This is a genomic window from Pseudomonas sp. GW821-FHT09A09 (genome assembly GCF_059418405.1).
This window is the reverse complement of the sequence record NZ_JBWKPU010000037.1, coordinates 1-21,992: the sequence shown is the minus strand read 5'-3', so window position 1 is coordinate 21,992 and position 21,992 is coordinate 1. Positions and strand designations below refer to the sequence as shown.

The following is a 21,992-nucleotide window of genomic DNA, read 5'->3' as shown; positions in this document are numbered from 1 at the left end:
CTTCAAACGGCACGTGCGCCATCACATCACGAACAGACACATTAGGCCACACACCTGCCGCCTCAACTTCGGCTTACTCAGCCGATTGACCGGACATGCCGTTGATCGACAGGTCGGCTTTCGCGGCGCAAAGGCTGCAGTTTTCCTCGGCGTCCGGCTGCGTGATCGGGCTATGATCGGTACATCTGAACCGGACCCCTGACCTATGGCCGTCGACCTGCACACCCTCTATCCAAAATTGATCCACCTGATGCTGGACACGGTCTTCGTGGTCGAAAGCAACAACCAAATCGTTTTTGTCAGCGATGCCTGTGAAACGCTGCTCGGCTATCGCGCCGACGAGTTGACCGGCACGCTCATCACCGACTACATGCACCCTGAAGACCTGGCGCGCACCCGCGCTTCGATCGTGCGGGTCATGAACGGCAAGCCCCACGTCGACTTCCGCAACCGCTATATCCGCAAGGATGGCGGTGTCGTGCACATCCTGTGGGCGGCCTTCTGGTCCGAAGAGGTGGGTGCGCGGATCGGCGTTGCACGGGACGTCACGGCCCTCACCCAGGCCGAGGAGGAACTGCGTTTCCTCGCCCATCACGACCCGCTGACCGCGCTCACCAACCGCTCGCTGTTCAACGACGGGCTGGACTCGGCCCTGCAGGCCGCGCAGCGGCAGAACAGCACCCTGGCGTTGCTGTTTCTGGACGTCAATGACTTCAAGGGCATCAACGACGTGCATGGCCATGGCGTGGGCGACCGCGTGCTCTGCGTGATTGCACGACGACTGGAGCGCTGTGTGCGTGAGGGCGACCTGGTGGCGCGGATGGGCGGGGACGAGTTCACGGTGCTGCTGACGGATATCCAGTCCCAGGACGCCGTTTACGCGAAAGTGACTCAGATCCTCGCGGTCATGGCAGAGCCGTTGGGCGCAGGCTTCGAAGGGATCAAGATGCCGTCCTGCAGCATCGGCGTGGCGTTTTATCCAGCGGACGGTGAGGACGCCGATACGCTGCTCAGCCATGCAGACGGTGACATGTACCAGACGAAACGGCGCAGGCTTGCGGCGGAGTGAAGAGCCGCGTGCACGCCAGGTGAAACTTCCTGTGCGAGCCTTTCCCCTGGAAATCGGATTGGTTAGGATCGCGATCCCAATGAAGGATCAATGCCATGACTATTCGACCTCGCGTGGCCGCCGACGACCCAGTGCTGGGAGCACTGTGGGAGCGCTCGGTGCGGGCCACCCATGACTTCCTCCCCGAGGATGACATTCAACGTCTGCTGCCTCTGGTGCGTGATACCTACCTGCCCATGCCCGCCCTCGACGTGTGGGTGTATGAAGACAGCGCCGGCGTCGCCGGTTTTATCGGCACCGGTGGGCACAATGTGGAGATGCTCTTCATCGAGCCTGCGCGCCGTGGCCAAGGGGTTGGCCGCCAACTGCTGGACCACGCCCGCGCCCGCCACGACACCCTGACGGTGGACGTCAACGAACAGAACCCCCAGGCCGTGGGGTTCTACCTGCACTATGGTTTTACCCAGGTCGCGCGTTCGCCGCTGGATGGCGAAGGCAAGCCCTTTCCCTTGCTGCACTTGGCGTTACCGACGCCCTCACCTGAAGGTACTGAACCATGCTGATCAAGAAAACCCTCACCGCTGTCGCGCTGCTCGCCTCCCTGCTGGGGGCCTCGGCAGCGTTCGCCCACGCCCACCTCAAGAGTTCCACCCCCGCCGCCGACAGCACTGTCGCGGCACCAGCCGACCTGCGCCTGACCTTCAGCGAAGGCGTCGAAGCCACGTTCACCAAGGTGTCCCTGAGCAAGGACGGCACCGAAATCGCCATCAAGGGCCTGGAAACGCCGGACGCCGACAAGAAAGTCCTGGTGGTCACACCGGCCGCCCCGCTGGCAGCCGGCAACTACAAAGTGGTGTGGAATGCGGTGTCGGTCGACACCCACAAGAGCAACGGTGAATACAGCTTCAAGGTCGGCCAATAACCCATGGCGACCCTGCTGGTGCTGTGTCGCTTCCTGCATTTCATCGTCGTGTTGCTGATGTTCGGGGCCTGTGTCTTCAGGCCCTGGCTGCTCGGCGCTGAACCGCTACCGGCACTGGACCGGCAACTGCTGCGCATCACCCGCACCCTGGCCTGGGTCGGGTTGTTCTCTGGCGTAGCGTGGCTACTGTTGATCACTGCCAGCATGGCGGGCAGTTGGGACGCGGCCTTGCAACCCGCCACCGTGCAGTTGGTGTTGGGTAAAACCTTCTTTGGCCAGGTGTGGGCCTGGCACCTGTTGTTCAACCTGCTGCTGGTGCTGGCGCTGATTAAACCCTGGCTCGCGCTGCGCCTGCCGTTGATCGCCCTGCTGCTGGTGACGCTGGCACCGGTGGGGCACGGCGCCATGCTCGATGGGCTCAGCGGGCAACTGTTGATCCTCAACCAGGTGGTGCACCTGGCGTGTGTTGGCACGTGGTTGGGTGGCTTGCTGGTGCTGGTGTTGGTCCTGCGCCAACCGCAGGGTCATAGGCTGGAGCCGATCCTGCGGCGCTTCAGCGGCGTGGGGTATGGCCTGGTCGTCGGGTTGCTGGTGACCGGGCTGATCAATGTGCGCGTGCTGACTGGGCAACTGTGGCCGACGCCGTTGTTCAGTGGTTTCGCCTTGATTCTGCTGATCAAGGTGATGCTGGTGTTGGGGATGCTTGCCCTGGCGTTGCTCAATCGTCTGCGCATCGAACGCTGCGAGGAGCGCGTGGGCAGTTTGAAAGCCAGCGTGATGCTGGAATGGGCGCTGGGCATTGGCGCGGTTGCCGCGGTTTCCTTGCTCGGTACCCTGCCGCCGATGGTCATGGCGGGTTAAAAATTCACGTTGAAATGTCATCACTGTGGGAGCTGCGGGGCGACGGTTCGGCTTGCCTGCGAAGGCGGTATGGCTGGCGACTAGGATCGAGAGCTTATCCGTTACTTAGGTAACGGCTGCTATTGGTTCCGCCCTTACGGCGGGTCACTTTCGAAAAGCGCGAAAGTAACCAAAGCGCTCTTGCCCCACCACTCGGCACCTCGCCTAGGCTCGGTGTGCCCTCACTCCGGCTTGAATCCGTGGGCCGCCGTCCTGCCGGGTTACCCACGGATTCAAGCCTGCGTTCGGCCAGCGTGGTTAACGGGGCGCCTGAGATCAAGATCAAGATCAAAAGCAAGAGCACGGCGGCCTGGTAGCCGACCTGAGTAGTTAGGTCAAAAGCAGGTACGTGTAGGAGCTGGCTTGCCGGCGATGCAGGCAACTCGGTGAATCAGGCATACCCGGTTGAGGCCATCGCAGCGGTGCGGCGATCCGACAAGCCAGCTCCCACATGGACCGTGTCCGTATTTCGAAAGGCTCGCTATAGTCATCGTATAACTTCTGCTTGACACCCCGTGAAAACCTCGTAAATATCCGCGCAATGTTGTACGACGACGTACGACAAATAATAAAAACAACAAATAAAAGGGAGTTTCACTGTGAGTCCATTCGCCCGTAATTCCTCCTCGCGTATTGGCCTTCTCGGTCTTGGCAGCCTGGTTTGCACCCTACCCCTGACCACCCACGCCGACGGCTTTATCGACGACGCCACGGCCACGCTCAACCTGCGCAACGCCTACTTCAATCGCAACTTCACCAACCCTACCTACCCCCAGGCCAAGGCCCAGGAGTGGACGCAAAACTTCATTCTCGACGCCCGGTCCGGCTTCACACAGGGCACTGTCGGCTTTGGCCTGGATGTGCTGGGCCTGTACTCGCAGAAGCTGGATGGCGGCAAAGGCACCGGTGGCACGCAACTGTTGCCGATCCACGATGACGGGCGCCCAGCGGACAACTTCGGGCGCCTGGGCGTGGCGCTGAAAACGCGGCTGTCGAAGACCGAATTGAAAGTCGGCGAATGGATGCCGGTGCTGCCGATCCTGCGCTCTGATGACGGCCGTTCCCTGCCGCAGACCTTCCGGGGCGGCCAGGTCACTTCCAACGAAATCGCCGGCCTGACCCTCTACGGCGGGCAGTTTCGCGGCAACAGCCCGCGCAACGACGCGAGCATGGAAGACCTGTTCATGAACGGCAAAGCCGCGTTCACGTCGGACCGCTTCAACTTTGGCGGCGGTGAATACAGCTTCAATAACAAGCGCACCCAGGTGGGCGTGTGGTACGCCGAGCTTTCCGACATCTACCAGCAACGCTATTTCAACCTGACCCACAGCCAGCCAGTGGGCGACTGGACCCTGGGCGCCAACCTCGGTTACTTCACCGGCAAGGAAGATGGACGTGCCCTGGCGGGTGACCTCGACAACAAGACCTTTTCCGCACTGCTCTCGGCCAAATACAAGGGCAACGCCTTTTATGTGGGCCTGCAGAAACTCACCGGCGACAGCGTGTGGATGAAGGTCAACGGCACCAGCGGCGGCACGCTGGCCAACGACAGCTATAACGCCAGCTACGACAACGCCAAGGAAAAATCCTGGCAAGTGCGCCATGATTTCAACTTCGTGGTGCTGGGCATTCCCGGGCTGACCATGATGAACCGCTACATCAGCGGCAGTAACGTACACACCGGGGCGATCACCGATGGCAAGGAATGGGGCCGCGAGTCGGAACTGGCCTATACCATCCAAAGCGGTACGCTGAAGGACCTGAACGTGCGCTGGAGGAATTCGTCACTGCGCCGGGACTTCAGCAACAATGAATTTGACGAGAACCGGCTGTTCATCAGCTACCCACTCTCTCTGCTCTAACCCTCTTCTGTAGGAGCCGGCTTGCCGGCGATGGCGTCCTTGAACCCATCGCACGACCTGGGGCCGCCATCGCTGGCAAGCCAGCTCCTACAGGGAGGTGTGTGTGTTGACAAGCCGAGGGGTCCGTAAGGATACTTTGGCAAAGTCATACGACAACCTACAACAACAATGGAACCCCCATGACCACCACGACTACTGCACCCGTTCCATTCAATCGCCTGCTGCTCACCGGCGCTGCCGGCGGCCTGGGTAAAGTCTTGCGCGAACGCCTGCGCCCTTATGCCCAGGTGCTGCGCCTGTCGGACATCGCCGCCATGGCCCCCGCAGCCGGCGCCCATGAAGAAGTGCAAACCTGCGACCTCTCCGACAAACAGGCCGTGCACCACCTGGTGGAAGGCGTCGACGCGATCCTGCACTTTGGCGGCGTATCGGTAGAGCGCCCGTTCGAGGAGATCCTCGGCGCCAACATCAGCGGCATCTTCCACATTTACGAAGCCGCCCGCCGCCATGGCGTCAAGCGCGTGATCTTCGCCAGTTCCAACCATGTGATCGGTTTTCACAAGCAAGGCGAAATCCTCGACGCCCACTCGCCACGCCGCCCAGACAGCTACTACGGCCTCTCCAAGTCCTACGGCGAAGACATGGCCAGCTTCTATTTCGACCGCTACGGCATCCAGACCGTGAGCATCCGCATCGGCTCCTCGTTCCCGGAACCACAGAACCGCCGCATGATGCACACCTGGCTGAGCTTCGATGACCTTACCCAACTGCTCGAACGTGCGCTGTATACGCCAGACGTCGGCCACACCGTGGTCTATGGCATGTCGGATAACCTCGACACCTGGTGGGACAACCGCTACGCCGCCCACCTGGGCTATGCCCCCAAGGACAACTCCGAAGTGTTCCGCGCACAGGTTGAAACCCAGCCACCGGTGGCCGCCGATGACCCGGCCAAGGTCTACCAGGGCGGTGCATTCTGCGCGGCCGGCCCGTTCGGCGATTGAGCCATGAGTGCAGAACTGATCGTCGACGCACGCAACGCGGTGGGCGAATGCCCGGTGTGGGTGCCTGAAGAAAACGCGCTGTACTGGGTGGACATCCCCCACGGCGGCCTGCAACGCTGGAACGCCGCCACCGGGCATGTCGCCGCCTGGAAAGCCCCGCAGATGCTCGCCTGCATTGCCCGAACGCAAACGGGCAACTGGGTGGCCGGGATGGAGAGCGGCTTTTTCCAACTCACGCCGCACAGCGATGGCAGCCTCGACACCGCCCTGCTGGCCAACGTGCAGCACCCGCGCGCCGACATGCGCCTGAACGATGGCCGCTGTGATCGCCAGGGCCGGTTCTGGGCCGGCAGCATGGTGTTGAACATGGGCTTGAACGCGGCCGAAGGCACCCTGTATCGCTATGCCAGCGGCACCGCACCCCATGCACAACTGGGCGGGTTCATCACCCTCAACGGCCTGGCGTTCAGCCCGGATGGGCGCACGCTGTACGCGTCGGACTCGCACCCGCTGGTGCAACAGATCTGGGCATTCGACTACGACATCGACACCGGCACGCCGTCCAACCGCCGCGTGTTCGTGGACATGCAGGCATACCCCGGTCGCCCTGACGGTGCGGCGGTCGACGCCGAGGGTTGCTACTGGATCTGTGCCAATGACGCCGGGCTGATTCACCGCTTCACCCCTGACGGTCGCCTCGACCGTTCCCTGGCAGTGCCGGTAAAGAAACCTACCATGTGCGCCTTTGGTGGCAGCCGACTGGATACCCTGTTCGTCACCTCGATCCGTGATGATCAGAGCGAACAGTCCGTGTCCGGCGGCGTATTCGCCCTCAACCCCGGCGTGCAAGGCCTGCCAGAACCGACCTTCGCGCTTTAGGTGAATGCCGATGCTGATCGAACTCGAAGACGCCCTCACCCACCTCACCCTGGCCCCGGCCGTGGGCGGCAGCATCGTCAACTGGCGGGTGCGCGCTACCGGGCAGCCCTTGCTGCGCCACAGTGACCAACAGGCGCTGGACACCGGCTTGCCGGGCAAGCTGGGGTGCTACCCGTTGGCGCCCTGGTCCAACCGGATTGCCGAAGGCGGTTTTGATAACCCGGACGGTTGGCTGGCATTGACGCCCAACAGCGCCCTCGACCCATTGCCGATTCATGGCTCTGCCTGGCAACAGGCGTGGCAGGTGGTCAGCCAATCTGCCGACGAAGTGGTGCTATCGGTGGAATGCGACACGCCGTTCGCCTATCGCGCTGAGCAAAGGTTTCGATTGGAGGGTGGCGAGCTGAGCATCGCATTACGCGTGACCCATCTGGCGGCACAGCCTGCGTGGCATGGTTTGGGATTGCATCCTTACTTGCCGCGCAAACCGCGGACACGGCTGCAGGCAGAGGCGTCGCAAGTGTGGTTGAGTGATGCGTCAAAGCTGCCGACGGGGCTGGCGCCGGTGCCGTCAGAGTGGGATTTCCAGGCGCTCAAAGGATTGCCCGAAGGGCTAGTGGACAATGGTTTTTGCCAGTGGGACGGCCACTGCGTGATTGAACAGCCTGAGTTGGGCTACACCCTGGAATGCCACGCCGAAGGTAGCGACTACTTTTTACTGTACTGCCCACCGGGGCTGGAGTTCTTCTGCATCGAACCGGTAAGCCATCCCGTCAATGCCCACCACCTGCCCGGCAGACCCGGCTTGAAACTGCTGGAACAAGGCCAGTCCACCCACCTCAACTTCGCCCTGAAATATCACCCCTTGTAGGAGCCCGGCTTGCCGGCGATGGGGCCATCAAAATCACCGCAAGACGTTCGGGCCCAATCGCCGGCAAGCCGGCTCCTACAGGGATCAGGGTGGGCTGTTCTTCAGGCGCCCCGCCGTGTCGATACTCACCACCACCGACAACCCCGGCCGCAACCGTTCGCTCTCGGCCTGGTCCGGGTCCACCGTGATCCTCACTGGCACCCGCTGGGCGATCTTCACGAAGTTGCCGGTGGCATTGTCCGCCTGCAACAGGCTGAATTCAGAACCCGTGGCCGGGGAAATGTGCTGCACCGTGCCGTGGAATTTACGGTGGTTCAGCGCATCCACCGTGAAAGTCACCGGCTGGCCGACCTGCACGTTGTCCATCTGGGTTTCCTTCATGTTGGCGATCACCCACAACTGCGGCGGCACCAGCGCCATCAACTGCGCGCCGGAGTTGACGTAGGCGCCCAGGCGCACGCCGATCTGTCCCAACTGGCCGTCACGCGGCGCTGTGATGCGCGTGTTCGACAGGTCGATCCGCGCCAGCTCCACCGCCGCATCGGCACTCGCGACGGCCGCTTCCAGGGAGCCACGATTGACGATCACTGTTTGCAGGTCCTGCCGTGCGATTTCCAGGTTCGCCTGGGCCTGGGCCACAGCGGCGATGGTCTGCGCGTTGGCGGCGCGGGTCACGTCCAGCTCGCGCTTGGACACCGAGCCGTCACTGATCAACTCTTGATTGCGGCGCAAGTCGGCAGTGCTTTTACGCGACTGCGCCTCGCTGTCGGCCAGGGCCGCCTGGCGCAATTTGATCGTGGCTTCGGCGCTGTTGCGCTGCTGCACCACATTGGCCAACGCGGCCTTTTGCACCGCCAGTTGGGCCAGCGCCTGGTCGAGGCGCTGCTTGTAGATGCGGTCATCCAGGCGCACCAACAGGTCGCCGGCCTTCACGTACTGGAAGTCCTGCACCGGCACTTCGAACACGTAGCCGCTGAGTTGCGGCCCGATGATCGTGACTTGCCCGCGAACCAGGGCGTTCTCCGTGGTTTCCACCGCGCTGCTGAACGGTGGCAGCTGCCAGGCGTACAGCACGATCAGTACGCCGACGACGGCGATCGCGGCAAAGCCCAGGGACGAAAGAATGCGTACCCGCAACGGCCGCAGCTCGGTGGGCACGGCGCCGGGGGGCGTGCTGCCTTCCGGGGTGGCGGCGATGGCGGTGGTGGTCGTGGTGGAAGGTTCGGTCATGAAGATGCGCCGCTGGGTTGAACGGGAGTGGCTGCTCGGGTGGTGCTCATCAGCCACAGACTGCGGATAAAGATCCAGATCATGGTGAGTATCGCGATGATCGCGATCAACATGAAGACATCGTTGTAGGCCATCACGTTCGCTTCACGGGTGGCCGCCGTGGCCAGGCTGCGAATGCCCATGAGGTTGCGCAGCTCGGGGTCGGCGATGATGCCCCCGTAGGCCGAGCCGCCACTGTTCACCCGTGCGGCCACACGTGGGTCGAGCAGGGTCAGGTGCTCGACGATCATGCTGGAGTGGAATTTCTCCCGCACGATCTGGAAGGTGCCCAGCAGCGCCGCGCCGATCAGCCCGCCGAGGTTCTGGCAAATGCCGAACATCACCGAAAAACTCACCAGATTGCGCGGGTTGGTCAGCACGTTTTTCGTACCCAGCACCATGGTCGGCCCGAGGAAGAAGGTCCCGCCGAAGCCTAGCAGGAACTGGCTGATATACAGGTTTTCCGGGCGGGTCAGGTTGCTGGAAAAGCTGTCCATCACCGACCCCACCGCCATCAGCGCCAGGGATATCACCAACGGCATCAACAGGTGCGCCGGGTTGATGGTCAACGCGCTCACTGCCAGCCCGGCAATCGCACCGGCCAGCATCACCACGTACAGCGTGTGCATCTGCTGGTAGCTCATGTTCAGCATCTGCATGAAACCCACCGCGCCGGTGGACTGCTCGGACAGCACCATGCGAATCAGGATCACCGCCAGCGCCAGGCGGATCATCACCCCGCTGCCAAGCCAGCGGGTCATCAGCATCGGGTTGCTGCGGTTATGCTCGATGGCCAGGCCGGCCATGATCAGCACCAGGGAACAGGCCGACGCCACGCCGATCCACGGGGCTTCGAGCCACCAGTCGATACGCCCCAGGGACAACACGGCGCACAGCAATGCCACGCCGGTGGCGAGCAAGGCGAAGGTGAGGAAGTCGAGTTTTTCAAAGGTCTTGAAGCGGTCGCCCGGCGGCAACTTGAGCAGGAACACGCAGCCCAGGCAGATCAGCGCCATGCCCAGTTCGAACAGGTACAAGCCGCGCCATTCGGCGATTTGCAGCAGGTCTTCGGAGAACAACCGGGCCAACGGCAACGCCAGCTGCGCCGTGCCCAGGCCCAGCACCAGCGCCTTCAAGCGCCACTTGGCCGGGAACGCCTGGATCATGTAGTACAAGCCCAGGGAGCTGAGCGCCGCGCCCACCATGCCGTGGGCCGCACGCACCGCGATGGCCGAACTGAGGTCGTTGACGAACAAGTGGCCGAAGGTCACCAGCGCATACAGCACCAGGAACACCTCGGTGAACGCGCGCAGGCCGAACTGCTGGCGAAACTTCACCAGCAGCAGGTTCATGCACACGTTGGTCATCACGTAGGCGGCGGGCAGCCAGGCCATTTCGGCGGTGGTCGCACCCAGGGCACCTTGCAGATATTGCAGGTTGGCAATCACCAGCGCGTTGCCCAAGCCCCCGGTGATTGCCACCAGCACGCCCACCATCGCGAACAGCCAGCGCTTGTGCGTGGGGTGCAACGGCGTCGACGGCGAACCGGGCAGGCTCGGGCGCTCGTGGGGTTCCCAGGCGTGGGGGGTGTATTTGTCCATTTACAGACCTAGAAGTGCAAGGCTGGGTAACAGTGTACAGGTAGGAGCCGGCTTGCCGGCGATGACAGTTTTGAGAACGACGGTGTTCTTCAGGGCCTCATCGCCGGCAAGCCGGCTCCTACAGGTCGGTGAGCGTTTTCCGCCGCGGGCAAGCCGGTGGAATCAGAGAGCGGCTTTGATCAACATGCCCGCCGCCACCAGCACACACAGGCCGGCAAAGCCGACTTGCAGGGTACGCGTGGGGATCAACGCACACAGGCGCCGACCGGCTAGCATGCCGACGATGCTGGCGCCAATGAACATCCAGCCCACCGGCTCGATGCGCACACCGGCATGGAACGCGCCCGCCACACCAATCAACGAGATCAGGCTGATCACCATCAACGAGGTGGCGACAATGCCGCGCATCTGCACGTCGGTGAGCTGCTTGAACGCCGGCACAATCAGAAAGCCCCCGCCCACACCGAGCAGGCCCGACACGGCACCGGTCACGGCGCCCAGTGCAGCCAGGGTGGCTGTGCATTTGGCGGTCCAGGCCAGGCGCCCGGTCTGCTGGTTGAGCATGCAATTCTTCTGGCCCCAGGACGCGGCACCATGGTCACTCGGCCCGGCCTCGGTCTTTTCGCGCTGCAACATGCGCCAGGCCACCAGCACCATCAGCGCACTGAACAGGCCCATCAGCAGGTGCTCCGGCAATTGGTGGGCGAAAAACACCCCCACCGGTGAAAACAACCCGCCGAGCACGGCGATCAGCAACGCCGCACGATAGCGCACCAGGCCATGTCGCAAGCCGTCAATGGCCCCGACCGCTGCCGCCGCCCCCACGGCGAGCAGCGACACCGGTGCGGCCTGGGTCATGCTCAGGCCCAACCCCAGCACCAGCGCCGGCACGCCGAGGATGCCGCCGCCCGCGCCGGTCAGGCCCATGACCAGGCCCATCAAGATACCCAACACACTGGCCAGCAGCATTCAGTCCACCTTGCTCAGGCGGGTCAGCCACTCGCGGCCCTTGAGCATGCCGTTCCAGTAGAACCACGGCAGCAGCGTCGCCTTGAGGAACCACATCGACCGCCGCGCCTGGGTCGGGTCCAGGGGAAAAGTCGGCAGCAGCTTGCCGCCATAACCGAACTCGGCCAGCACCACCTTGCCCTTCTCCACCGTCAGCGGGCAGGAACCATAGCCGTCGTACTTGAGGGGCAGCGGCGCCTGTTTGCGCAGGGCCAGCAGGTTTTCCGCGACCACCACGATCTGTTTGCGCACGGCCGCAGCGGTCTTGGCGTTGGTGGTGCCGCACACATCGCCCAGGCCGAAGATGTGCGGATAACGCAGATGCTGCAGACTGTGGGGGTTCACCTCGCACCAGCCGGCCGCGTCGGCCAGCGCACTGTGGCGGATGAAGTCCGGGGAAACCTGCGGCGGGACCACGTGCAGCAGGTCAAAGCTTTTCTCTTGAACAGTGACGTTGCCCTCGGCGTCCTTCACCTCGAACCAGGCCCTGCGCGCCGGGCCGTCGACCTTGACCAGATTGGCGTTGAACGCCAGGCGGGCGTTGTACTTTTCAACGTACTTCATCAACGGCGGCACGAAGGTCGGCACGCCGAACAGCGCGGCACCGGCCAGGTTGAACTCGACATCGATGTTGTTCAGAACGCCCTGCTTGAGCCAGTGATCGCAGGACAGGTACATCGCCTTTTGCGGCGCGCCCGCGCATTTGATCGGCATGGCCGGCTGGGTAAAGATCGCCTTGCCACCCTTGAGCTGCTGCACCAGTTGCCAGGTGTAGGCGGCGTGTTCATAGCTGTAGTTGGAGGTGACGCCGTTGCGCCCGAGGGTGTCCTGCAGGCCCTCGATTTTCTCCCAGGCCAGGCGCAGGCCGGGGCACACCACCAGGTTTTTCCAGCTGACGCGCTGACCGCTGTCGAGTACCAGGGTCTGCTCATCGGCCAGTACTTCGGTGACGGCGGCCTGTATCCAGGTCACGCCATTGGGCAACACATCGGCCAGTGGGCGGCGGGTCTTCTTCACGTCGTAGGCGCCGCCGCCCACTAAGGTCCAGGCCGGCTGGTAGCAGTGGTGGTCGCTGGGTTCGATGAGGGTGATGTTCAGGTGGGGGTCGCGCTTGAGCAGGCTGGCCAGCAGGCCGATGCCTGCCGAGCCGCCGCCGATGACTACGATGTCGCCACTGATGGTTGGGCCCCAGTGTTGGTCGGTCATGGTCTATCGCCTTTTGTATTCAATGCACACAAGGGTCGTTGCCGGATGGCATCACGCCCAGCTTTTTATCACCGCGCCGCAGTACAGGCCGGACAGGGTCTTCATCACTTGAATCACTTCATGGCTGGCCAGCCCGTAGAAGATGTATTTGCCTTCCCGACGGGTGGCGACCAACCCTTCGTCACGCAGGATGCCCAACTGTTGGGACAGCGTAGGCTGGCGCACGCCGGTCATGGTTTCCAGCTCGCCGACGTTGCGCTCGCCCTGGGTCAACTGGCAGAGGATCAACAAACGGTCTTCATTGGCCAGCGCCTTGAGCAAGGAACACGCCTTGGACGCCGACGCGCGCAGCTGGGCGACTTCGCCTTCACTCAGAGTAGATTCCATTTGCCTCGGGTCCTTTTTGTCACTTAAGCTCAAAACATTATGTGTAAACGTAAACTGATTGTAACGACTTTTTTCTTCACCACTTCCTTACAAAACAGGAACAGCCGCCATGCCCGCGTTGATTCAAGCTTTTTTGGACGAGGCATCGTCGACCTACACCTACATCATCTATGAAGCCGACGGCGGCCCCTGTGCCGTCGTCGACTCCGTGCTCAACTACGACCCGGCTTCCGGGCGCACCGACACGGCCCAGGCCGACAAGGTCATCGACTTTGTCCGCGAACACCACCTGCAGGTGCAATGGCTGCTGGAAACCCACGCCCACGCCGACCACCTGTCTGCCGCGCCGTATTTGCGGCGCACCCTGGGCGGCAAGATTGCCATCGGGCAGTCCATCAGCACCGTGCAGGGTGTGTTCAAGAACCTGTTCAACCTGGAGCCGGAATTTCGCGTGGATGGCTCGCAGTTCGATCACCTGTTTGCGCCGGATGAGGTGTTTCATATCGGCAACCTGAAGGCCCAGGCGCTGCATGTACCCGGACATACGCCGGCGGACATGGCCTACCTGATCGACGGCCGGTTGATCCTGGTGGGTGACACGCTGTTCATGCCGGATGTTGGCACGGCGCGCTGCGATTTCCCGGGCGGCGATGCGCGGCAGCTGTATGCGTCGATGCGCAAGTTGCTGGCGTTTCCGCTGGAAACCGAACTGTACGTCTGTCATGACTACCCGCCCGAAGGCCGCGCAGCGAAATGCCTGACCACCGTGGCGGAACAACGCGCGGGGAATATCCATGTGCATGACGGGGTGGATGAAGCGGCGTTTGTGGAAATGCGTACCAAACGGGACGCCGGGTTGGGCATGCCGACGCTGTTGCTGCCGGCGATCCAGGTGAATGTGCGGGCGGGGAATATGCCGCCGGCGGAAGACAATGGCGTGGTCTACCTGAAGATCCCCCTCAACAGACTTTGAAATACCCACCCCCTGTAGGAGCCGGCTTGCCGGCGATAGCGGTGGGTCAGGCAAACCGCCATCGCCGGCAAGCCGGCTCCTACAGTTGGGCGGGGTGGGTCAGGTGCCCAGGTTAATGCCATTGGCCGGCAACGGCAGCGCGGTTTTATAGCGCACCTGCTTGAGCGCAAAACTCGACCGAATATTCGCCACCCCCGGCACCTTGGTCAGAAAGTCCATCATGAACCGCTCCAGCGACTGGATCGTCGGCACCAGCACCCGGATCAGATAGTCCGGGTCGCCCGCCATGAGGTAGCACTCCATCACTTCCGGCCGGTCGGCAATTGCGCCTTCGAACTGCTGCAGCGCCAGCTCGTTCTGTTTCTCCAGGCTGACGTGGATAAATACGTTGACGTGCAGCCCGAGCAGGTCGGCGTCTAGCAAGGTGACCTGGTCACGGATCAGCCCCAATTCCTCCATCGCCTTGACCCGGTTGAAGCACGGCGTGGGCGACAGGTTCACCGAACGCGCCAGGTCGGCGTTGGTGATGCGGGCGTTCTCCTGCAAGGCGTTGAGAATGCCGATATCGGTACGGTCCAGTTTGCGCATGAGACAAAATCACCTGTTTTTTATGTTTATGCAGTTTTTTTATCCGCAAATGATCTTGAGCGCAATGAAACACAGATAAATATTCTTCTACGCCCCGCCTATGATTGTTGTAGGACAAGATTTCCCTTACCCGGGGACTGACTGTCAGCTAGCGCGCCCACTACAAGAAATTCACAAGATAGAGCGTAGAAAGCCATGACCCAGCAGTACGAACCACTGCGCCTGCACGTTCCCGAACCCTCGGGCCGCCCAGGCTGCAAGACCGACTTCACGTACCTGCGCCTGACCGACGCCGGCACGGTGCGCAAACCCGCCATCGACGTAGAACCCGCCGACACCGCCGACCTGGCCAAGGGCCTGATCCGCGTGCTCGACGACCAGGGCCAGGCCCTGGGGCCGTGGGTCGAAGGCGTTAGCGTCGAGATCATGCGTCGCGGCATGCGCGCCATGCTCAAGACGCGCATCTTCGACAACCGCATGGTGGTCGCCCAGCGTCAGAAAAAAATGTCGTTCTACATGCAAAGCCTTGGCGAAGAAGCCATCGGCAGCGCCCAGGCCCTGGCCTTGAACATCGACGACATGTGCTTCCCCACCTACCGTCAGCAAAGCATCCTGATGGCCCGCGAAGTGCCGCTGGTGGACCTGATCTGCCAGCTGCTGTCCAACGAGCGCGACCCGCTCAAGGGGCGCCAGCTGCCAATCATGTACTCGGTCAAGGACGCCGGCTTCTTCACTATTTCCGGCAACCTCGCCACTCAATTCGTACAAGGCGTGGGCTGGGGCATGGCTTCGGCGATCAAGGGTGATACCAAGATTGCCTCGGCCTGGATCGGCGACGGCGCCACCGCCGAATCCGACTTCCATACCGCCCTCACCTTCGCCCACGTGTACCGCGCGCCGGTGATCCTCAACGTGGTCAACAACCAGTGGGCCATCTCCACCTTCCAGGCCATTGCTGGCGGTGAAGCCACCACCTTCGCCGGACGCGGCGTCGGTTGCGGCATCGCCTCCCTGCGCGTGGACGGCAACGACTTTATCGCTGTATACGCCGCCTCCGCCTGGGCCGCCGAGCGTGCGCGCCGCAACCTGGGCCCGACGCTGATCGAGTGGGTCACCTACCGCGCCGGCCCGCATTCCACTTCCGATGATCCGTCCAAGTACCGCCCCGCCGACGACTGGAGCCACTTCCCCTTGGGCGACCCGATTGCGCGCCTCAAGCAGCACCTGATCAAGATTGGCCAGTGGTCCGAAGAGGAACACGCGGCGGTCAGTGCCGAGCTGGAAGCCGAGGTGATCGCCGCGCAGAAAGAAGCCGAACAGTACGGCACCCTGGCCGGTGGCCAGATTCCAAGCGCCGCGACCATGTTCGAAGACGTCTATAAAGAGATGCCGGAGCACTTGAAGCGCCAGCGTCAAGAGTTGGGGATCTGACATGAACGATCACAACAACAGCATTGAAGTGGAAACCGCCATGACCACCACCACCATGACCATGATCCAGGCCCTGCGCTCGGCCATGGATGTGATGCTCGAACGTGACGACAACGTGGTGGTGTTCGGCCAGGACGTGGGTTACTTCGGCGGCGTGTTCCGTTGCACCGAAGGCTTGCAGAACAAGTACGGCAGCTCGCGGGTATTCGACGCCCCGATCTCCGAAAGCGGCATCGTTGGCGTCGCCGTGGGCATGGGCGCCTATGGCCTGCGCCCGGTGGCCGAGATCCAGTTCGCCGACTACGTCTACCCTGCCACCGACCAGATCATCTCCGAAGCGGCGCGCCTGCGTTATCGCTCGGCCGGCCAGTTCACCGCACCGCTGACCATGCGCATGCCCTGCGGCGGCGGCATCTACGGCGGCCAGACCCACAGCCAGAGCATCGAGGCGGTGTTTACCCAAGTCTGCGGCCTGCGCACCGTCATGCCGTCGAACCCCTATGACGCGAAAGGCCTGCTGATCGCCTCCATCGAAAACGATGACCCGGTGATCTTCCTGGAGCCAAAACGCCTGTACAACGGCCCGTTCGATGGCCATCACGACCGCCCGGTAACCCCGTGGTCGAAACACCCCCAAGCCCAAGTGCCGGACGGCTACTACACCGTGCCGCTGGACGTGGCCGCCATCGTGCGCCCAGGCTCTGCCGTGACCGTGCTGACCTACGGCACCACCGTGTATGTGTCGCAAGTGGCAGCCGAAGAAACCGGCATCGACGCTGAGGTCATCGACCTGCGCAGCCTGTGGCCGCTGGACCTGGACACCATCGTCAAGTCGGTGAAGAAGACCGGCCGTTGCGTGGTGGTGCATGAAGCCACGCGCACCTGCGGTTTTGGTGCCGAGTTGGTGTCGCTGGTGCAAGAGCATTGCTTCCACCACCTGGAAGCGCCGATCGAACGCGTCACCGGCTGGGACACCCCCTACCCGCACGCGCAGGAGTGGGCGTATTTCCCAGGGCCGTCCCGAGTGGGCGCGGCGTTGAAACGGGTCATGGAGGTCTGAATGGGCACGCACGTTATCAAGATGCCGGACATTGGCGAAGGCATCGCGGAAGTTGAACTGTCGGTGTGGCATGTAAAGGTCGGCGACCTGGTGGTTGAAGACCAGGTACTGGCGGACGTCATGACCGACAAGGCGATGGTGGACATTCCCTCGCCCGTGCACGGCAAGGTGATTTCCCTCGGCGGCGAGCCGGGTGAAGTCATGGCCGTGGGCAGTATTCTGATCAGCATCGAAGTGGAAGGCGCGGGCAACGCCAAGGAAGCGCCCGCCGCGAAAGAAGCGCCGAAAGCTGCACCGGTGGTCGAGGCCAAGCCCACGCCGGTGGCGGTTGAAAACAAACCGGCACCGGTTATCGCAGCCCAGGCACCCGTGGCGCGTGCAGCCGACGAGCGTCCGCTGGCCTCCCCGGCCGTGCGTAAACACGCACTGGACGCCGGCATTCAGTTGCGTCTGGTACAGGGTTCCGGCCCGGCCGGGCGAATCCTCCATGAAGACCTCGATGCCTACCTGCAACAAGGCACGACGAGGGCATCGACGGCCGCCAACCCTTACGCCGAGCGCAACACCGAAGAGCAGATCCCGGTGATCGGCATGCGCCGCAAGATCGCCCAGCGCATGCAGGACGCCACGCGGCGCGCCGCGCATTTCAGCTACGTGGAAGAGATCGACGTCACCGCCCTCGACGAGCTGCGCGTGCACCTCAACGAGAAACACGGCGCCACACGCGGCAAGCTGACCCTGCTGCCGTTCATCGTGCGCGCCATGGTCGTGGCGTTGCGGGACTTCCCGCAGATCAACGCGCGTTACGACGACGAAGCCCAGGTCATCACCCGCCTTGGCGCGGTGCATGTGGGCGTCGCCACCCAGAGCGACGTCGGCTTGATGGTGCCCGTGGTGCGCCACGCCGAAGCCCGCAGCCTGTGGGGCAATGCCGAGGAAATCGCACGTTTGGCCACCGCCGCGCGCAATGGCAAGGCCAGCCGCGACGAACTGTCGGGCTCGACCATCACCCTCACCAGCCTCGGCGCCTTGGGCGGTATCGCCAGTACGCCGGTGCTGAACCTGCCGGAAGTGGCCATTGTCGGCGTCAACCGTATCGTTGAGCGGCCGATGGTGATCAAGGGCCAGATCGTGGTGCGCAAGATGATGAACCTCTCCAGCTCGTTCGACCACCGCGTGGTCGACGGCATGGACGCGGCGCAATTCATCCAGGCCATTCGCGGCCTGCTCGAACAACCCGCCAGCCTGTTCCTGGAGTAACGCATGACGCAGACTTTGAACACAACGCTGCTGATCATCGGCGGCGGCCCTGGCGGTTATGTGGCGGCGATCCGCGCCGGCCAACTGGGTATCCCGACCATCCTGGTGGAAGGCCAGGCACTGGGCGGCACCTGCCTGAATATCGGCTGCATTCCGTCCAAGGCCCTGATCCATGTGGCCGAGCAGTTCCAGCAAACCGTGCACCACAGCCAAGGCTCCAAACTGGGCATCGAAGTGGATGTGCCAACCCTGGACATCCGCAAGAGCGTGGAATGGAAAGACGGCATCGTCGACCGCCTGACCACCGGCGTTTCGGCGTTGCTCAAGAAGCACAAGGTGCAGGTGATCCATGGCTGGGCCAAGGTGGTGGACGGCAAGACCGTCGACGTCGGCGACCAGCGCATCACGTGCGAACACCTGCTGCTGGCCACCGGCTCGAAAAGCGTCAACCTGCCAATGCTGCCGATTGGCGGGCCGATTATCTCGTCCACCGAAGCCCTCGCACCGACAAGCGTGCCCAAGCGTTTGATCGTGGTGGGCGGTGGCTATATTGGCCTGGAACTCGGCATTGCGTATCGCAAGCTCGGCGCAGAGGTCAGCGTGGTCGAGGCGCAAGATCGTATCCTGCCGGCCTACGATGCCGAGCTGACGGCGCCGGTGGCCGAGTCCCTCAAGCAACTGGGGGTGAAGCTGTACCTCAAGCACAGCGTGACGGGCTTTGCCGACAAGCAGTTGCAAGTGCGCGATCCGAATGGCGACACGCTGTCGCTGGAGACCGACCAGGTGCTGGTGGCCGTGGGCCGCAAACCCAATACCCAGGGCTGGAACCTCGAAGCGCTGAACCTCGAGATGAACGGTGCGGCGATCAAGATCGACAGCCGTTGCCAGACCAGCATGCGCAATGTGTATGCCATCGGCGACCTGAGCGGCGAGCCGATGCTGGCGCACCGCGCCATGGCCCAGGGCGAAATGGTCGCCGAGCTGATCAGCGGTCAATCCCGCGAATTCAACCCCGCCGCGATCCCCGCCGTGTGTTTTACCGACCCGGAAGTGGTGGTGGTCGGCAAGACCCCGGACGAGGCCAAGGCCGCCGGGCTGGACTGCGTCGTGGCCAGTTTCCCGTTTGCGGCCAATGGCCGGGCGATGACCCTGGAGTCGAAAACCGGCTTCGTGCGGGTGGTGGCGCGCCGTGACAACCACCTGATCGTCGGCTGGCAAGCCGTGGGCGTGGGCGTCTCGGAACTGTCCACCGCGTTTGGTCTGAGCCTGGAAATGGGCTCGCGCCTGGAAGACGTGGCGGGCACCATCCACGCTCACCCGACCCTGGGTGAGGCGGTGCTGGAAGCGGCGTTGCGAGCGTTGGGCCACGCGTTGCACCTGTAAACACAGCCCCTGTAGGAGCCGGCTTGCCGGCGATGGCGATCGTCGGGTAAACCGAATTGCCTGGATCGCCGGCAAGCCGGCTCCTACAAACCCGCTGCAGAATGAAGTATTGTTGCGCCCATCCAGAAAAAAACCGACAAGCCTGCCTTCGACCAGGCGGTTGACCAGAGATAGAGGGTGTCATGGGTAACGAAAGCATCAATTGGGACAAGCTGGGTTTTGACTACATCAAGACCGACAAGCGGTTTCTCCAGGTCTGGAAAAACGGCGAATGGCAAGAAGGCACCCTGACCGACGACAACGTGCTGCACATCAGCGAGGGCTCCACCGCCCTGCACTATGGCCAGCAGTGCTTCGAAGGCCTCAAGGCCTACCGCTGCAAGGACGGTTCGATCAACCTGTTCCGCCCGGACCAGAACGCCGCCCGCATGCAACGCAGCTGCGCCCGCCTGCTGATGCCGCACGTGTCGACCGAAGACTTCATCGAAGCCTGCAAAAAAGTGGTCGCGGCCAACGAGCGTTTCATCCCGCCGTACGGCAGTGGCGGCGCGCTGTACCTGCGCCCGTTCGTGATCGGCACCGGTGACAACATCGGCGTGCGCACCGCACCGGAATTCATCTTCTCGGTGTTTGCGATCCCGGTTGGCGCCTACTTCAAGGGCGGCCTGGTGCCGCACAACTTCCAGATCTCCAGCTTCGACCGCGCCGCGCCACAAGGCACCGGTGCCGCCAAGGTCGGTGGCAACTACGCCGCCAGCCTGATGCCAGGTTCGGAAGCGAAGAAATCCGGCTTCGCCGACGCGATCTACCTGGACCCGATGACCCACTCGAAAATCGAAGAAGTCGGTTCGGCCAACTTCTTCGGGATCACCCACGACAATAAGTTCATCACGCCGAAGTCGCCTTCGGTGCTGCCGGGCATCACCCGTCTGTCGCTGATCGAACTGGCCCAGACCCGCCTGGGCCTGGAAGTGGTCGAGGGCGAAGTGTTCATCGACAAGCTGGACCAGTTCAAGGAAGCCGGCGCCTGCGGTACCGCTGCGGTGATCTCGCCAATCGGCGGCATCCAGTACAACGGCAAGCTGCACGTGTTCCACAGCGAGACCGAAGTCGGCCCGATCACCCAGAAGCTCTACAAAGAGCTGACCGGCGTGCAGACCGGCGACGTTGAAGCGCCAGCGGGTTGGATCGTCAAGGTCTAAGCCAACAAACCTTGTAGGAGCCGGCTTGCCGGCGATGGCTGCTTTGAAGGCTGCAGTGAATTCAAGGGCCTCATCGCCGGCAAGCCGGCTCCTACAAGTTTACGCCCCGTTTTTGGGGATGTTCTGGGCAATCTTCTTGCCCATGCTGATCCTCGGCTCCACCCCATACCCCAACGCCCCGTAGAACCCCACCACCGCCTCATTGCCACTGGTGATCTGCAGGTTGATCTTCATGCAGCCCAGCGCAATCAGTGCCTGCTCCGCATGCCGCACCAGTGAGGCGCCCAGCCCCTGACGCCGATAATCGGCGTGCACCGCCACTGAATACAACCAGCCACGATGACCGTCGTACCCGGCGAGTATCGTACCGATGACGGCCTTTTTATCCGTCGCCACAAAGAACAGCCCATCGTTGACCGCCAGCTTCTTGTCTATCGCCAGGCTCGGCAGGTTGTGGGCGGTGTCATAGCCAAACGCCTCCTGCCACAACGCCACCACCTGCGCGCGATGCTGTCGGTCGCGATACGGGCCGATGGGATGCCGGGACGACAGCGCCTTTTCCATCACCAGCGTGCGCTCGTTGCCGTGGTACACGTCGCGCACGGTGTGAAACCCCAGCTTGGTGTAGAACGGCTCGGCCGTCAGCGATGACGGCACACTCAGCACCGTCACCCCGGCCTCGCGGGCACGCAGTTCGATCTCGATCATCAACAGGCGGCCAATGCCCTGCCCTTGCAGGTCGGGGTTGACGAACACCGAACGCACCACGTTGCTGTCCAGGGCGGCCGTGGCCACGATCACCTGGCCCTGCACCGCCACCAGCACCAGCCGCCGCGTGAGCAACGCCAATACCGCATCAGGCGTGAAGTTGCTTGCGACGCGGGCGATCACCTCGGCCGGATAATCCCGTGCATTGCTGCTGTGCAGGGCGGCCAGGATGACCTGGCTGATGCCTTCAGCGTCGGTGGGTTGGGCGAGACGAACGGCGGTGGACATGCAGGGCTCCTTGCAGAATCAGATACCAAAACCATCCCCATACTAATGTGGGAGCTGGGGGGGGGGGGGGGGGGGGGGGGGGGGGGGGGGGGGGGGGGGGGGGGGGGGGGGGGGGGGGGGG

General features: G+C 62.9%; 21 protein-coding genes. 14 read left to right on the top strand and 7 right to left on the bottom strand.

Annotation, left to right across the window (positions count from 1 at the left end; translation table 11 throughout):
• Positions 1 to 205: 205 nt before the first annotated feature.
• From AC07OV_RS25295 to AC07OV_RS25260, 8 genes are all read left to right on the top strand, one after another.
• Positions 206 to 1,069, top strand: a complete 864-nt coding sequence (locus AC07OV_RS25295; RefSeq protein WP_494996392.1) for a diguanylate cyclase domain-containing protein — start codon at positions 206 to 208, stop codon at positions 1,067 to 1,069.
• Between the two features lie 95 nt (positions 1,070 to 1,164).
• Positions 1,165 to 1,632, top strand: coding sequence for a GNAT family N-acetyltransferase (locus tag AC07OV_RS25290; protein ID WP_176998917.1), 468 nt, complete (start codon positions 1,165 to 1,167; stop codon positions 1,630 to 1,632).
• On the top strand, positions 1,626 to 1,991 hold the full coding sequence (gene copC / locus AC07OV_RS25285) for a copper homeostasis periplasmic binding protein CopC (protein WP_176998918.1): 366 nt from the start codon (positions 1,626 to 1,628) through the stop codon (positions 1,989 to 1,991). Before AC07OV_RS25290 ends, copC begins: the two co-directional genes overlap by 7 nt.
• 3 nt (positions 1,992 to 1,994) lie before the next feature.
• Complete coding sequence (gene copD, locus AC07OV_RS25280; protein WP_495093206.1) at positions 1,995 to 2,852, top strand: copper homeostasis membrane protein CopD; 858 nt, start codon at positions 1,995 to 1,997, stop codon at positions 2,850 to 2,852.
• 638 nt (positions 2,853 to 3,490) lie between these two features.
• Positions 3,491 to 4,753, top strand: a complete 1,263-nt coding sequence (locus tag AC07OV_RS25275) for an OprD family porin (RefSeq protein WP_494996390.1) — start codon at positions 3,491 to 3,493, stop codon at positions 4,751 to 4,753.
• A 179-nt stretch (positions 4,754 to 4,932) separates the two neighbouring features.
• Positions 4,933 to 5,757 carry an NAD-dependent epimerase/dehydratase family protein gene (locus AC07OV_RS25270; RefSeq protein ID WP_495093205.1) on the top strand — a complete coding sequence of 275 codons (825 nt, stop codon included), beginning with the start codon at positions 4,933 to 4,935 and terminating at the stop codon, positions 5,755 to 5,757.
• 3 nt (positions 5,758 to 5,760) lie between these two features.
• Positions 5,761 to 6,636, top strand: a complete 876-nt coding sequence (locus tag AC07OV_RS25265; RefSeq protein ID WP_494996388.1) for an SMP-30/gluconolactonase/LRE family protein — start codon at positions 5,761 to 5,763, stop codon at positions 6,634 to 6,636.
• Between the two features lie 10 nt (positions 6,637 to 6,646).
• Positions 6,647 to 7,507 carry an aldose 1-epimerase gene (locus AC07OV_RS25260; RefSeq protein WP_495093204.1) on the top strand — a complete coding sequence of 287 codons (861 nt, stop codon included), beginning with the start codon at positions 6,647 to 6,649 and terminating at the stop codon, positions 7,505 to 7,507.
• A gap of 84 nt (positions 7,508 to 7,591) precedes the next feature.
• On the opposite strand, the gene AC07OV_RS25255 is transcribed toward AC07OV_RS25260, so the two are convergent.
• From AC07OV_RS25255 to AC07OV_RS25235, 5 genes are all read right to left on the bottom strand, one after another.
• Positions 7,592 to 8,737, bottom strand: a complete 1,146-nt coding sequence (locus tag AC07OV_RS25255) for an HlyD family secretion protein (RefSeq protein ID WP_176998924.1) — start codon at positions 8,735 to 8,737, stop codon at positions 7,592 to 7,594.
• Positions 8,734 to 10,377, bottom strand: coding sequence for an MFS transporter (locus tag AC07OV_RS25250; RefSeq protein ID WP_495093203.1), 1,644 nt, complete (start codon positions 10,375 to 10,377; stop codon positions 8,734 to 8,736). Before AC07OV_RS25250 ends, AC07OV_RS25255 begins: the two co-directional genes overlap by 4 nt.
• A gap of 162 nt (positions 10,378 to 10,539) precedes the next feature.
• Entirely contained in the window at positions 10,540 to 11,346 is an 807-nt protein-coding gene (locus AC07OV_RS25245) for a sulfite exporter TauE/SafE family protein (RefSeq protein WP_495093202.1), read from the bottom strand.
• Positions 11,347 to 12,591 (bottom strand): NAD(P)/FAD-dependent oxidoreductase, encoded by a 1,245-nt coding sequence (locus AC07OV_RS25240; RefSeq protein ID WP_495093201.1) that lies wholly within the window; start codon positions 12,589 to 12,591, stop codon positions 11,347 to 11,349.
• A gap of 51 nt (positions 12,592 to 12,642) precedes the next feature.
• Positions 12,643 to 12,978: an ArsR/SmtB family transcription factor gene (locus AC07OV_RS25235; RefSeq protein WP_017136253.1), complete on the bottom strand. Its 336-nt coding sequence runs from the start codon at positions 12,976 to 12,978 to the stop codon at positions 12,643 to 12,645.
• A 109-nt stretch (positions 12,979 to 13,087) separates the two neighbouring features.
• Between AC07OV_RS25235 and AC07OV_RS25230 the strand changes: the two genes are divergently transcribed.
• The gene (locus AC07OV_RS25230; RefSeq protein ID WP_495093200.1) at positions 13,088 to 13,951 is read left to right on the top strand and encodes an MBL fold metallo-hydrolase; all 864 of its coding nucleotides are present in this window, start codon (positions 13,088 to 13,090) and stop codon (positions 13,949 to 13,951) included.
• Between the two features lie 99 nt (positions 13,952 to 14,050).
• Here the strand turns inward: AC07OV_RS25230 and bkdR are convergent, their stop codons facing one another.
• Positions 14,051 to 14,539, bottom strand: a complete 489-nt coding sequence (gene bkdR / locus AC07OV_RS25225) for a Bkd operon transcriptional regulator BkdR (protein WP_176998929.1) — start codon at positions 14,537 to 14,539, stop codon at positions 14,051 to 14,053.
• Positions 14,540 to 14,734: 195 nt separating this feature from the next.
• Between bkdR and AC07OV_RS25220 the strand changes: the two genes are divergently transcribed.
• The 5 genes from AC07OV_RS25220 (at position 14,735) to AC07OV_RS25200 (ending at position 20,875) form a co-directional block, all read left to right on the top strand.
• Positions 14,735 to 15,970 (top strand): 3-methyl-2-oxobutanoate dehydrogenase (2-methylpropanoyl-transferring) subunit alpha, encoded by a 1,236-nt coding sequence (locus tag AC07OV_RS25220; RefSeq protein WP_176998930.1) that lies wholly within the window; start codon positions 14,735 to 14,737, stop codon positions 15,968 to 15,970.
• Between the two features lies 1 nt (position 15,971).
• Complete coding sequence (locus tag AC07OV_RS25215; protein WP_176998931.1) at positions 15,972 to 17,030, top strand: alpha-ketoacid dehydrogenase subunit beta; 1,059 nt, start codon at positions 15,972 to 15,974, stop codon at positions 17,028 to 17,030.
• The gene (locus AC07OV_RS25210; protein ID WP_495093199.1) at positions 17,031 to 18,290 is read left to right on the top strand and encodes a dihydrolipoamide acetyltransferase family protein; all 1,260 of its coding nucleotides are present in this window, start codon (positions 17,031 to 17,033) and stop codon (positions 18,288 to 18,290) included.
• A 3-nt stretch (positions 18,291 to 18,293) separates the two neighbouring features.
• A complete protein-coding gene (gene lpdA / locus AC07OV_RS25205) occupies positions 18,294 to 19,673 on the top strand; it encodes a dihydrolipoyl dehydrogenase (protein ID WP_495093198.1) in 1,380 nt (459 codons plus the stop codon).
• A 182-nt stretch (positions 19,674 to 19,855) separates the two neighbouring features.
• The gene (locus AC07OV_RS25200) at positions 19,856 to 20,875 is read left to right on the top strand and encodes a branched-chain amino acid aminotransferase (protein WP_176998934.1); all 1,020 of its coding nucleotides are present in this window, start codon (positions 19,856 to 19,858) and stop codon (positions 20,873 to 20,875) included.
• Between the two features lie 99 nt (positions 20,876 to 20,974).
• On the opposite strand, the gene AC07OV_RS25195 is transcribed toward AC07OV_RS25200, so the two are convergent.
• Positions 20,975 to 21,871: a GNAT family acetyltransferase gene (locus AC07OV_RS25195; protein WP_495093197.1), complete on the bottom strand. Its 897-nt coding sequence runs from the start codon at positions 21,869 to 21,871 to the stop codon at positions 20,975 to 20,977.
• Positions 21,872 to 21,992 lie beyond the last annotated feature (121 nt).

What these genes read in the sequence shown, in the direction of transcription:
- AC07OV_RS25295 (WP_494996392.1), top strand. Translation starts at nt 206, where the DNA reads ATGGCCGTCGACCTGCACACCCTCTATCCAAAATTGATCCACCTGATG.
- AC07OV_RS25290 (WP_176998917.1), top strand. Translation starts at nt 1,165, where the DNA reads ATGACTATTCGACCTCGCGTGGCCGCCGACGACCCAGTGCTGGGAGCA.
- copC (WP_176998918.1), top strand. Translation starts at nt 1,626, where the DNA reads ATGCTGATCAAGAAAACCCTCACCGCTGTCGCGCTGCTCGCCTCCCTG.
- copD (WP_495093206.1), top strand. Translation starts at nt 1,995, where the DNA reads ATGGCGACCCTGCTGGTGCTGTGTCGCTTCCTGCATTTCATCGTCGTG.
- AC07OV_RS25270 (WP_495093205.1), top strand. Translation starts at nt 4,933, where the DNA reads ATGACCACCACGACTACTGCACCCGTTCCATTCAATCGCCTGCTGCTC.
- AC07OV_RS25265 (WP_494996388.1), top strand. Translation starts at nt 5,761, where the DNA reads ATGAGTGCAGAACTGATCGTCGACGCACGCAACGCGGTGGGCGAATGC.
- AC07OV_RS25260 (WP_495093204.1), top strand. Translation starts at nt 6,647, where the DNA reads ATGCTGATCGAACTCGAAGACGCCCTCACCCACCTCACCCTGGCCCCG.
- AC07OV_RS25255 (WP_176998924.1), bottom strand. Translation starts at nt 8,737, where the DNA reads ATGACCGAACCTTCCACCACGACCACCACCGCCATCGCCGCCACCCCG.
- AC07OV_RS25250 (WP_495093203.1), bottom strand. Translation starts at nt 10,377, where the DNA reads ATGGACAAATACACCCCCCACGCCTGGGAACCCCACGAGCGCCCGAGC.
- AC07OV_RS25245 (WP_495093202.1), bottom strand. Translation starts at nt 11,346, where the DNA reads ATGCTGCTGGCCAGTGTGTTGGGTATCTTGATGGGCCTGGTCATGGGC.
- AC07OV_RS25240 (WP_495093201.1), bottom strand. Translation starts at nt 12,591, where the DNA reads ATGACCGACCAACACTGGGGCCCAACCATCAGTGGCGACATCGTAGTC.
- AC07OV_RS25235 (WP_017136253.1), bottom strand. Translation starts at nt 12,978, where the DNA reads ATGGAATCTACTCTGAGTGAAGGCGAAGTCGCCCAGCTGCGCGCGTCG.
- AC07OV_RS25230 (WP_495093200.1), top strand. Translation starts at nt 13,088, where the DNA reads ATGCCCGCGTTGATTCAAGCTTTTTTGGACGAGGCATCGTCGACCTAC.
- bkdR (WP_176998929.1), bottom strand. Translation starts at nt 14,539, where the DNA reads ATGCGCAAACTGGACCGTACCGATATCGGCATTCTCAACGCCTTGCAG.
- AC07OV_RS25220 (WP_176998930.1), top strand. Translation starts at nt 14,735, where the DNA reads ATGACCCAGCAGTACGAACCACTGCGCCTGCACGTTCCCGAACCCTCG.
- AC07OV_RS25215 (WP_176998931.1), top strand. Translation starts at nt 15,972, where the DNA reads ATGAACGATCACAACAACAGCATTGAAGTGGAAACCGCCATGACCACC.
- AC07OV_RS25210 (WP_495093199.1), top strand. Translation starts at nt 17,031, where the DNA reads ATGGGCACGCACGTTATCAAGATGCCGGACATTGGCGAAGGCATCGCG.
- lpdA (WP_495093198.1), top strand. Translation starts at nt 18,294, where the DNA reads ATGACGCAGACTTTGAACACAACGCTGCTGATCATCGGCGGCGGCCCT.
- AC07OV_RS25200 (WP_176998934.1), top strand. Translation starts at nt 19,856, where the DNA reads ATGGGTAACGAAAGCATCAATTGGGACAAGCTGGGTTTTGACTACATC.
- AC07OV_RS25195 (WP_495093197.1), bottom strand. Translation starts at nt 21,871, where the DNA reads ATGTCCACCGCCGTTCGTCTCGCCCAACCCACCGACGCTGAAGGCATC.